At 69.0% G+C, this 10,309-nt stretch carries 11 protein-coding genes; 9 read left to right on the forward strand and 2 right to left on the reverse strand.

The window, feature by feature from the left end; genetic code table 11:
* The first annotated feature begins 175 nt into the window (after nt 1-175).
* The 7 genes from AAG801_RS36425 (at nt 176) to AAG801_RS36455 (ending at nt 5,981) form a co-directional block, all read left to right on the forward strand.
* Nucleotides 176-1,072 carry a TauD/TfdA family dioxygenase gene (locus tag AAG801_RS36425; RefSeq protein WP_341892803.1) on the forward strand — a complete coding sequence of 299 codons (897 nt, stop codon included), beginning with the start codon at nt 176-178 and terminating at the stop codon, nt 1,070-1,072.
* A gap of 50 nt (nt 1,073-1,122) precedes the next feature.
* Nucleotides 1,123-2,133 carry an ABC transporter substrate-binding protein gene (locus AAG801_RS36430; RefSeq protein ID WP_101491151.1) on the forward strand — a complete coding sequence of 337 codons (1,011 nt, stop codon included), beginning with the start codon at nt 1,123-1,125 and terminating at the stop codon, nt 2,131-2,133.
* 60 nt (nt 2,134-2,193) lie between these two features.
* The gene (locus AAG801_RS36435; RefSeq protein WP_341892804.1) at nt 2,194-3,057 is read left to right on the forward strand and encodes an ABC transporter ATP-binding protein; all 864 of its coding nucleotides are present in this window, start codon (nt 2,194-2,196) and stop codon (nt 3,055-3,057) included.
* Nucleotides 3,054-3,923: an ABC transporter permease gene (locus AAG801_RS36440; RefSeq protein ID WP_341892805.1), complete on the forward strand. Its 870-nt coding sequence runs from the start codon at nt 3,054-3,056 to the stop codon at nt 3,921-3,923. Before AAG801_RS36435 ends, AAG801_RS36440 begins: the two co-directional genes overlap by 4 nt.
* A gap of 99 nt (nt 3,924-4,022) precedes the next feature.
* A complete protein-coding gene (gene hisN / locus AAG801_RS36445) occupies nt 4,023-4,799 on the forward strand; it encodes a histidinol-phosphatase (RefSeq protein WP_341892806.1) in 777 nt (258 codons plus the stop codon).
* 9 nt (nt 4,800-4,808) lie between these two features.
* Nucleotides 4,809-5,003, forward strand: a complete 195-nt coding sequence (locus AAG801_RS36450) for a DUF2905 domain-containing protein (RefSeq protein ID WP_056575522.1) — start codon at nt 4,809-4,811, stop codon at nt 5,001-5,003.
* Nucleotides 5,004-5,054: 51 nt separating this feature from the next.
* The gene (locus AAG801_RS36455; RefSeq protein WP_341892807.1) at nt 5,055-5,981 is read left to right on the forward strand and encodes an ROK family protein; all 927 of its coding nucleotides are present in this window, start codon (nt 5,055-5,057) and stop codon (nt 5,979-5,981) included.
* Here AAG801_RS36455 and AAG801_RS36460 read toward each other — a convergent pair.
* Nucleotides 5,954-7,468, reverse strand: coding sequence for a PLP-dependent aminotransferase family protein (locus AAG801_RS36460; protein WP_341892808.1), 1,515 nt, complete (start codon nt 7,466-7,468; stop codon nt 5,954-5,956). The two genes, AAG801_RS36455 and AAG801_RS36460, sit on opposite strands and share 28 nt — an antisense overlap.
* Nucleotides 7,469-7,639: 171 nt before the next feature.
* Here AAG801_RS36460 and AAG801_RS36465 point away from each other — a divergent pair, with 171 nt between their 5' ends.
* Entirely contained in the window at nt 7,640-7,978 is a 339-nt protein-coding gene (locus AAG801_RS36465) for a hypothetical protein (protein WP_341892809.1), read from the forward strand.
* Between the two features lie 46 nt (nt 7,979-8,024).
* Here AAG801_RS36465 and glmU read toward each other — a convergent pair whose 3' ends face one another.
* Complete coding sequence (glmU, locus tag AAG801_RS36470; RefSeq protein ID WP_341892810.1) at nt 8,025-9,455, reverse strand: bifunctional UDP-N-acetylglucosamine diphosphorylase/glucosamine-1-phosphate N-acetyltransferase GlmU; 1,431 nt, start codon at nt 9,453-9,455, stop codon at nt 8,025-8,027.
* A gap of 49 nt (nt 9,456-9,504) precedes the next feature.
* On the opposite strand from glmU, the gene AAG801_RS36475 reads away from it, so the two are divergent.
* On the forward strand, nt 9,505-10,309 hold an 805-nt coding region (locus AAG801_RS36475), incomplete at its 3' end, for a DUF6279 family lipoprotein (protein WP_341892811.1).

The raw sequence follows: 10,309 nt of genomic DNA on the forward strand, positions 1-10,309 counted from the left end.
CTCGGCGCATACAGAGGGGCTTGGGAGCCGGACGGGCCGTCGCTGCGCTCGGCCACCACGGCGCCACAGGCGCTTCGCGCCTTTGGCGCCTTGTGCTTTCAACGAGAAGACTTGGTCATAAGCAAGCAACAAAGACTTCGTTGGGGAACGGAGGGCGCGCTTCTACATTCGCGGCATGACTGCCGTTCTTTCCCGCGTTCCCACTGCAGATGCCCCGGCGCAGCACTTCGAGGTGCGGCCTTTCGATGCGCCGGTCGGTGCGGAGATCGTCGGGCTCGACATTGCTGAGCCGATCAACGCCGCCGACTTCCAACGCATCCACCGCGCGCACCTCGACCACCATGTGCTGGTCTTTCGCGACCAGCGCATCACGCCCGCACAACACATCGACTTCAGCCGCCGCTTCGGTCCGCTCGAGATCCACGTGCTGCACCAGTTCCAGCTGAAGAACCACCCCGAGATCCTGATCGTTTCGAACATCAAGGAGAACGGCGAGCCGATCGGGCTCGGCGATGCGGGCGTGTACTGGCACTCCGACATTTCTTACAAGCCCAAGCCCAGCCTCGGCTCGCTGCTGCACGCGCAAGAGCTGCCGAGCGAAGGTGGCGACACGCTGTTCGCCGACCAGCACCTGGCGTGGGAAGCACTGAGCCCCGAACTGCAGCAACGCATCCTGCCGCTGAAGGCGGAGCACAGCTACCTCGCGAAGTACGAGGAACTGCGTGCGAAGAATCCTTGGCGGCCCAAGCTCTCGCAAGCGCAGATCGACCAGGTCGCACCTGCGGTGCAACCGGTGGTGCGCACGCACCCGGAGACGGGGCGCAAGGCGCTGTTCGTCAGCGAGCATTTCACGACGCGCATCGTCGGGCTGCCGCAGAACGAGAGCGATGCGCTGCTGGCCGAGCTGTTCGCGCACAGCGTGAAGCCCGAGTTCGTGTACCGCCATGCGTGGGCGCCGCACGACCTGGTGTTCTGGGACAACCGCTCGCTGATGCACCTCGCGGCGGGCACGCCCGATCACCTGCGCCGCCGGCTCAACCGCACCACGGTCGTGGGCGATACGCCGTTCTGATTCCCTTCTTTCCTTTCTTCTTTCCTTTCTTCTTTCTCTCGGACTTTTCAATGAACCGTTTCACACGCCGCGCCGCTGCGCTTGTCACCGGCCTCGGCCTTCTCGCCGGCAGCCTGGCCGCGCAGGCCGAGGGGCAGATCCGCATCGCCGAGCAGTTCGGCATCGTCTACCTGCTGCTCAACGTGGCGCAGGAGCAGAAGCTGATCGAGAAGCACGCGAAGGCCGCGGGGGTGGATGCGAAGGTGGAGTGGGTCAAGCTCTCGGGCGGGTCGGCGGTGAACGACGCGCTGCTGTCGGGGAACATCGAGATCGCGGGTGCGGGTGTGGGGCCGCTGCTCACGCTGTGGGACCGCACCAAGGGCAAGCAGAACGTGAAGGGCGTGGCGTCGCTGGGCAACTTCCCGTACTACCTGGTGAGCAACAACCCGAACGTGAAGACGATCGCCGATTTCACGGACAAGGACCGCATCGCGCTGCCTGCGGTGGGCGTGTCGGTGCAGTCGCGGGTGCTGCAGATTGCGTCGGCCAAGCTGTGGGGCGAGAAGGAGTTCAACCGGCTCGACAAGATCAGCGTGGCGTTGCCGCACCCTGACGCGGCGGCGGCCATCATCAAGGGCGGCACGGAGATCACGGGGCACTTCGGCAATCCGCCGTTCCAGGAGCAGGAGCTCGCGGGCAATCCGAACGCGCGCATCGTGTTGAACTCGTACCAGGTGCTGGGCGGGCCGTCGTCGGCCACGGTGCTGTACGCGACCGAGAAATTCCGCAACGAGAACCCGAAGACCTACAAGGCGTTCGTCGATGCGCTTGACGAGGCAGCGAAGTTCGTCACGGCCAATCCCGAGAAGGCGGCCGATATCTACCTCAAGGTGAGCAACGCGAAGCTCGACCGCGAGCTGCTGCTGAAGATCATCAAAAACCCCGAGGTGCAGTTCAAGACCGCGCCGCAGAACACCTACGTGTTCGCGGAGTTCATGCACCGCGTGGGCGCGATCAAGAACAAGCCGGCGTCGGTGAAGGACTATTTCTTCGACGATGCGCACACGGCTTCGGGGAACTGAGTGAGCACGGCGAAGGTGCGCTCGGGGTTGGACTCCTTCCCCCTCTGGGGGAAGGCGGGGATGGGGGCGGGCAGAGCGGTGGCGAAGCTGGCGCCGTCTGCCCCCACCCCGGCCCTCCCCCGGGAGGGGAGGGAGGAAGACCGCAGCCAGGACCTCGCCCCGCTGCTGCAGGTCGACAACGTCAGCCTCGAGTACCGCACCCCCGAGCGCGTCGTCCGCGCCACGCACCGCGTGAGCTTCGACGTGCACGCCGCCGACCGCTTCGTGCTGCTCGGCCCTTCGGGCTGCGGCAAGTCCACGCTGCTCAAGGCCGTGGCCGGGTTCATCCCGCCGGTCGAGGGCGAGATCCGGCTCGACGGCCGGCGCGTGACGCAGCCGGGCCCCGACCGCATCGTCGTGTTCCAGGAGTTCGACCAGCTGCCGCCGTGGAAGACGGTGAAGCAGAACGTGATGTTCCCGCTGCTCGCCTCGCGCACGCTGGGCCGCAAGGAGGCGGCCGAGCGTGCGCTGCACTACCTGGACAAGGTGGGTCTCTCGAAGTTCGCCGACGTGCACCCGCACCAGCTTTCGGGCGGCATGAAGCAGCGCGTGGCGATCGCGCGTGCGCTGGCAATGCAGCCGCGCGTGTTGCTGATGGACGAGCCCTTTGCCGCGCTCGACGCGCTCACGCGCCGCCGCATGCAGCAGGAGCTGCTCGAACTGTGGGACGAGGTGCGCTTCACGCTGCTGTTCGTCACGCACTCGATCGAAGAAGCACTGGTGGTGGGCAACCGCGTGGCGCTGCTGTCGCCGCATCCGGGGCGCATGCGCGCCGAACTCAACAGCCACGGCTACTCGCTCGAGAGCCTGGGCGGTGCGGACTTTCAGGCGACGGCGCGGCGCATCCACGACATGCTGTTCGAGGAAGAACAGGGCACACCATGAGCACCCTGACGCCACCCATCCGCCCCGAATACGAACGCACGCTCGAGCCTTTCACCGAGCTGCCGGTCGAACGCGCGCTGCCACTGGCCACGCGCCTCGCCTCGCACACCTGGCTGCGCAAGGGCCTGATCCTCGCGGTCATCGCCGTGCTGTGGGAGCTGGCGGCGCGTTGGCAGGACAACGACCTGCTGCTGCCCACCTTCACCGCCACCGCCCGCGCATTGGTCGAAGGGCTGGCCAGCGGCGAGCTGGTCGAGAAGGTGCGCATCTCGCTCGCGGTGCTGCTGCAGGGCTACCTCGCGGGCGTGTTGCTGGCCTTCGGGCTCACCACGTTGGCCGTGTCCACGCGCATCGGGCGCGACCTGCTGGACACGCTGACCTCGATGTTCAACCCGCTGCCCGCGATCGCGCTGCTGCCGCTGGCGTTGCTGTGGTTCGGGCTCGGGCGCGGCAGCCTGGTGTTCGTGCTGATCCATTCGGTGCTGTGGCCCCTGGCGCTCAACACCTATGCGGGCTTTCAGGGCGTGCCCGAGACGCTGCGCATGGCGGGGCGCAACTACGGCCTGACGGGGCTGCGCTACGTGCTGCAGATCCTGGTGCCGGCCGCGCTGCCGTCGATCTTGTCGGGGCTGAAGATCGGCTGGGCCTTTGCGTGGCGCACGCTGATCGCGGCCGAGCTGGTGTTCGGCGCCTCGTCGGGCAAGGGCGGGCTGGGCTGGTACATCTTCCAGAACCGCAACGAGCTGTACACCGACCGCGTGTTCGCCGGCCTCGCGCTGGTCGTGCTGATCGGCCTGCTGGTGGAAAGCCTGGGCTTTCGCACGCTGGAGCGGCTCACGGTGCGGCGTTGGGGCCAGCAGCGCTAGCAAGCGCGTGAAGGGGCGGGGCGCAGGAATGCCCCGGCGATGGCGAAACGGGCGCGGGCTCGGGTCTAATCGCAGCTTTTGGCACGCGTTCTCCTTCCCATGAGCTCTTCCGCCCCCGACCTGTCCTCGATCGCCGGTGCGCTGGCCGATGCCGCCGCCGCCCAGTCGATGCGCTACTTCCGCACGCCGCTGGACATCATCACCAAGGCCGACGAAAGCCCGGTCACGCTGGCCGACCGCGCTGCCGAGACAGCCATGCGCGAGATCCTCGGCGCACGCGTGCCCACCGACGGCATCTTCGGCGAGGAGCACGGCCCCGAGCGGCTCGACGCCGACCGCATCTGGGTGCTCGACCCGATCGACGGCACGCGCAGCTTCATCACCGGCTCGCCGCTGTGGGGCACGCTCATCGGCGTGCTGCAGGGCGGGCGCGTGGTGTTCGGCATGGTCGACATGCCGGTGCTGAAAGAGCGCTGGGTGGGCGAGGCCGGCAAGGGCGCGACGCGCGACGGCCAGCCCGTGCGCGTGAGCGGTTGCACCGAGATCGCCAAGGCCCGCATCGTGACCACCTCGCCCGACATCTTCTCGCCGGCCGACTGGAGCGCCTTCGACCGCCTGAGCCGCCAGTGCGCGATGCGCCGTTTCGGCGGCGACTGCTACGGCTACGCCCAGCTGGCGGGCGGCACCATCGACCTCGTGGTCGAGACCGGCCTGCAGCCCTACGACTTCCTGGGCCCGGCGGGTTTGATCGAGGCCGCGGGCGGCGTCGTCACCGACTGGGAGGGCCGGCCGCTGGGGCTGAATCCCGATCAGCGCGTGATCGCTGCAGCCACACCCGAACTTCACCGACAAGCCCTGGCCGTGTTGGCCGCCTAGACTGTTTTCATGTTCCGCTGGCTGATCGTCGTTGTCCTTGCGCTGGTGCTCATGAGCGGCCTGACCGCCTGGCTGCGCCGCTTCGGCTTCGGACGGCTGCCCGGCGATTTCGAGTTTCGCGCCTTCGGCCGCGACTGGCAGCTGCCGATCGCGAGCACGGTGGTGCTCAGCATGATCGCGGCGCTGGTCGCGCGGCTGCTCTAAGCACGGTGCGGCCACGCCTGAGAAGCACTTGAGAAAGAAGAGAACCCCGCAATGAGAGCCTGCGTAGACATCGGCGGCACCAAGGTGGCCGTGAGCCTTTCCGCTTCGAGCGACGCGCCGTTGATCGGCCGCCGCAGCGAGCCCACCGCCAAGACCGGCAGCAACGACGCCGTGGCGGTGCAGATCCTGCGGCTCATCGACGAGGTCTGCGCCGAGCAGGGCGTCGATCCGGCCAGCATCGACCGCGTGGGTGTGTCGTCGACCGGGCCCTTCGAGCTGCACGACGGCATGGTCGAGCTGGCCACGCCCAACATCTGCGGCGGCATCGCCGGCCCCTCGCGCGGGCTGCCCAACGACTGGATGACGGCCATCGTCGAGGCGCCGCTGGCGCGCCGCTTCGCCCGCGTGCGCGTCGAGAACGACGCCGTGGCCGCGCTCGAGGCCGAACGCCACTGGGGCGCGCTCAAGGGGCTCGACAACTGCGCCTACGCCACCTGGAGCACCGGCGTGGGCGTGGGCCTGTGCGTCGACGGCAAGGCGCTGCGCGGCAAGAACGGCAACGCCGGCCACGCGGGCCACAGCTTCGTGGTCGACGACGACAGCGGCGCGCTGTGCGGCTGCGGCAACCTGGGCGACGTGGAAGCGCTGGCGGGTGGCAACTCGATCGCGCACCGCTTCGGCCAGCCCGCGGCCGATCTGTTCACGGCCGCCGCGGCCGGTGACGCCGCTGCGTTCGAGAAGGCCGATGCGCTGTGCCGGGTGATCGGCCGCATGCTCTACAACCTGGTCATCACGCTCGACCTGCAGCGCATCAGCCTGGGCGGCAGCGTGTTCTGGCACCACCGCGATTTCGTGCTGCCGCGGCTGCAGGCGCAGGTCGACGGCAAGCTGCCGCCGCTCACGCGCGGCGTGCTGCTGGTGCCCGCCGGGCTCGGCGACAAAGTGGGCGACTACGCGGCCCTGGCGTTGCTCGACTGAGCCGCGGCGCGCGGCGACCGGACCAGCGCCGCCGGTTGGTTCTTCTGCGCCGCGCAACCTTCCTCGACGATCCGCCCGAGCCGACGCAGCCCCGCATCGACCGCTTCGCTGAAGGGCCAGCCGCAGTTGATGCGCAGGTAGTGGTCGAAGCGCGAGGCGTTCGAGAACTGCGCGCCCGGCGCCACCAGCATGTGCTCGCGCAGGGCCGCCTCGAACACCGCCACCGACGACAACCGATCGGGCAGCTCCACCCACAGCTGGAAGCCGCCGCGCGGCAGGTTGAGCCGCGTGCCGGCCGGAAAGTAGCGGGCGATGGCGTCCGCCGTCTGGTCGCGCTGCGTGTGCAGGCGTTCGCGCAGCCGGCGCAGGTGGCGGTCGTAGCCGCCGCTGGCAATGATCTCGCCCGCGGCGATCTGCGCCAGTGCCTCGTTGTTGCGCGTCTGCGCGTACTTGAGCATTTCGACCTGCGCATGCCAGCGCCCGGCCGTGATCCAGCCCAGCCGCAGGCCCGGCGCCAGCACCTTGTGCAGCGAGGCGCAATACACCACGTTGCCCGTGCGGTCCCAGGACTTGATCGCGCGCAGCGGCACCTCGGTTTCCACCAGGTCGCTGTAGGTGTCGTCCTCGACCAGCGCGATGCCGTGGCTCTCGCACATCTGCACCAGCCGCTGCTTGTGGGCGTCGGGCATCACGCTGCCGATGGGGTTCTGCAGGTGCGGCACCACCACCACGGCCTTGATGTCGTCGTAGGTGTGGATGGCCAGGTCGAGCGCCTCCAGCGAGATGCCGGTCTGCGGGCTGGTGGGAATCTCCAGCCCGCGCAGGCCCAGGCTTTCGAGCACCTGCAGCAGGCCGTAGAAGGTGGGCGATTCGACGGCGACGGTGTCGCCGGGCTTGGCGATGGCGCGCAGTGCGAGGTTCAGCGCCTCGATGCAGCCGTTGGTGACCAGCACGTCGTCGGGCGCCACGGTCATGCCCACGCGCAGGTTGCGCTGGGCCACGACCTGGCGGAACTGCTCATGCCCTTTTTGCGACGAGGCGGTGGTCAGCAGCTCGGGGCGCTGGCGCAGCGCGCGCGTCATGGCGTTGCGCAGCGCCTCGGCCGGGTAGAGCTCGGGCGCGGCGCGCGAGATCGCGAAGTTGAGCTTCACGTCGTTGAGGCGCCCGCGCGCCATGAAGTTGGCCATGCGCGTGCGCATGTTGACGAACTGCGCCGGGTCGGGCGGCAGGCCGGACACGGGCTCTTCCATGGCCGCGATGGCCAGCCGCTGCGGGCGGCGCACGAAGTAGCCGGAGCGGTCGCGCGCCTCGACCCAGCCTTCGCTTTCCATGGCGCGGCAGACCTGCAGCGCGGTCGAGAGGCTGATGTCGTGCAGCCGCATCAGGCTGCGCAGCGACGGGAGCTTGTCGCCGGCCTTGAGCGAGCCGGCGTGGATCGCGTCGACGTAGTGCGCCGCGAGCTGGCGGTAGAGCGGTAGCGAGTCCATGGGTCGATGTTCCCCGCATCGGGCATCTGAAAACAGATGCAGTTGCTCGGGAAAATGACCATAACAGATGGCGCGACAGACCGGCTGTTCCGGTCGCAATAGCCATCGGGTGTGCCTGTTTTTTGGGCGGCGAAATTCCTACGATGAAGCCTCATCCACCCGAGGTCCGCCATGATCACCACCCTCTGCGAAGCGCCCGATTCCATCGTCCTTGAACCCGGCCAGTCGCTGCGCACCGCTGTCGATGCGGGCGCCTGGCTCCAGCTGGCCGAGGGCCGCGCCCGCGTGGTGTCGCCACCCGGCTGGCTGGGCGAGAGGGTGTTCATGACCGAGACGCTGCTCGGCGAAGGCGACGTGCACTGCGTGCCGCAGGGCGGGTGGATCGAGGTGTCGGCGGTGACGGCGGTGCACCTGCGGGTGCATGCGCCGGCGCGGGCAGTTCGGGCCACGGCGCCGGTCGAAGAGGCGCGGCCGGTGATGCGCTTCGTGCGCCTGCTGACAGGCTGGTGAGGTCCGGGGCAGGGCGCCTGCCCCGAACACGAGCCCAAAGCCGCCGTCAGTTCTTCGGCAACTTCTGCGGCCGCTTCCAATTGGCAAAGCTGACCTGCTTGCCGCGCGCCACGGTCAGCGCGCCGGGCTCGGTCGACTTGTTCACCGTCGATCCGCCGCCGATGGTGCCGCCCGCGCCGATCGTCACGGGCGCCACGAGCACGCAGTTGCTGCCCACGTGCACGTCGGCCTCGATCACGGTGCGGTGCTTGTTGGCGCCGTCGTAGTTGGCCGTGATGCTGCCCGCGCCGTAGTTCACGCGCTCGCCCACCGTGGCGTCGCCCAGGTAGGCCAGGTGGTTGGCCTTGGCGCCCGCCGCCAGCGTGGAATTCTTGACCTCGACGAAGTTGCCGATGTGCACCTCGGCGCCCAGCTGGGCGCCGGGCCGCAGCCGCGCAAAGGGCCCGACCAGCGCGCCCGCGCCCACCGTCACGCCGGCTTTCTCGCCGTCGATGTGGGTGAAGGGGTGGATCACCGCGCCCGCCTCGATGCGCACGTTGGCAATGACGCAGTTCGCGCCGATGCGCACGCCTTCGCCCAGCGACACCGTGCCTTCGAACACGCAGTTGACGTCGATGTCGACGTCGGCGCCGCAGCTCAACGTGCCGCGCAGGTCGAAGCGCGCCGGGTCGGCCAGGCGCACGCCCTGTTCCATCAGCGCATTGGCCTGGCGCAGCTGCCAGGCGCGCTCCAGCGCCGCGAGCTGGGCCGGGCTGTTGATGCCCGCCACCTGCAGCGCGTCGGTCGTGACATGCGCCACCACCGGCACGTGGTCGCCGGCCGCGAACTTCACGATGTCGGGCAGGTAGTACTCGCCCTGGGCGTTCTTGTTGTCCAGCCGCGCCAGCCAGCCCTTGAGCAGCCGCGCGGGCGCGGCCATCACGCCGCTGTTGATCTCGCGCACGGCGCGCTGCGCCTCGGTGGCATCCTTGTGCTCGACGATGGCCGTCACTTCACCGCCCGCCGTGGTGCGGATGATGCGGCCGTAGCCGGTGGGGTCGTCGAGTTCGATGGTGAGTAGCGCGAGCCGCTCGCCGCCGCTGGCGGCAATGAGGGTGCGCAGCGTGTCTTCGGCGATCAGGGGCACGTCGCCCGACAGGATCACCACGGTGCCGTCGTCCGGCAGCTGCGGCGTGGCCTGCTGCACGGCGTGGCCGGTGCCCAATTGGGGCTCCTGGCGTGCGAAGCCGAGGGCGGCGGCGTTCACGGCCATCGCCTTGATCGCGGTCTCGACCTGCTCGGCGCCGTGGCCCGTCACGACCACGACATGGCGCGCGCCGATGCGCGCGGCGGTGTCGGTCACATGGGCCAGCAAGGCACGGCCGGCCAAACGATGCAACACTTTGGGCAGCTTGCTCTTCATGCGCGTGCCCTTGCCGGCCGCCATGATGACGACGTCGACCGGTCCCTGGTTGCTCTGCTGCGGAGTCTGATTCATGCGCTTTTCTTCCCGGATTCGTTGTGCTGGACTGGCCCGAATTATCGGTGTGCTGCTGCTGGCTGCTGCCCTGGGGGCTTGCAGCGCGGTCAAGCTTGCTTACAACAACCTGCCCGAGCTGAGCTATTGGTGGCTCGACGGCTACTTCGACTTCGACGACGCCCAGACCCCGAAGGTGCGTGATGAGCTCGCCCAGCTGCTGGCCTGGCACCGCCAGAACGAGCTGCCGCGCATCATCGGCCTGCTGCAGGAGGCCCAGGGCCTGGCGTCGGCCGAGGTGACGCCGGCCCAGGCCTGCCAGCTGGCCGACCGGGTGCGCGAGCGGCTGCTCGCCGTCACCGAGCGCGCCGAGGCCGCCAGCGCCGAACTCGTGCTGAGCCTGAGCGACGCGCAGCTGCAGCAGCTCGAACGCAAGTACGCCAAGAACAACACCGAGTACCGCAAGGACTGGCTCGACCGCAGCCCCGCGCAGGTGCACGAGAAGCGCTACGACCAGTTCCTCGAGCGCCAGGAAGATTTCTACGGCCGCCTGACGACCGAGCAGCGCGCGCTGCTGCGCCAGCAGGTGGCGCAGTCGGTGTTCAGCCCGCGGCTGGCGTTTGAGGAACGGCGCCTGCGCCAGCAGGAGGCGCTGGTGCTGCTGCGCGGCTTTCTCAGCGCAAACGGTGGCGGCCCGCGCACCTCGCCGGTCGAGGCCCGCGCCGCGCTGCATGCCTACATCCTGCGCATCGCTGATCCGCCGCCCGGCCCGTGGCGCGACCAGCAGCAGGGGCTGCTGCAGGAAGGCTGCCGCAACCTGGCGGCGCTGCACAACACCACCAGCGCCACGCAGCGCGAGCAGGCGGTGGGGGGGG

The sequence above is a fragment of the Variovorax sp. YR752 genome (assembly GCF_943372545.1).

Bases quoted from the DNA above. Each gene is read 5' to 3' on its own strand.
- AAG801_RS36430 (WP_101491151.1), top strand. From the start codon at position 1,123: ATGAACCGTTTCACACGCCGCGCCGCTGCGCTTGTCACCGGCCTCGGC.
- hisN (WP_341892806.1), top strand. From the start codon at position 4,023: ATGAGCTCTTCCGCCCCCGACCTGTCCTCGATCGCCGGTGCGCTGGCC.
- AAG801_RS36455 (WP_341892807.1), top strand. From the start codon at position 5,055: ATGAGAGCCTGCGTAGACATCGGCGGCACCAAGGTGGCCGTGAGCCTT.
- AAG801_RS36425 (WP_341892803.1), top strand. From the start codon at position 176: ATGACTGCCGTTCTTTCCCGCGTTCCCACTGCAGATGCCCCGGCGCAG.
- AAG801_RS36450 (WP_056575522.1), top strand. From the start codon at position 4,809: ATGTTCCGCTGGCTGATCGTCGTTGTCCTTGCGCTGGTGCTCATGAGC.
- AAG801_RS36435 (WP_341892804.1), top strand. From the start codon at position 2,194: ATGGGGGCGGGCAGAGCGGTGGCGAAGCTGGCGCCGTCTGCCCCCACC.
- glmU (WP_341892810.1), bottom strand. From the start codon at position 9,455: ATGAATCAGACTCCGCAGCAGAGCAACCAGGGACCGGTCGACGTCGTC.
- AAG801_RS36460 (WP_341892808.1), bottom strand. From the start codon at position 7,468: ATGGACTCGCTACCGCTCTACCGCCAGCTCGCGGCGCACTACGTCGAC.
- AAG801_RS36465 (WP_341892809.1), top strand. From the start codon at position 7,640: ATGATCACCACCCTCTGCGAAGCGCCCGATTCCATCGTCCTTGAACCC.
- AAG801_RS36440 (WP_341892805.1), top strand. From the start codon at position 3,054: ATGAGCACCCTGACGCCACCCATCCGCCCCGAATACGAACGCACGCTC.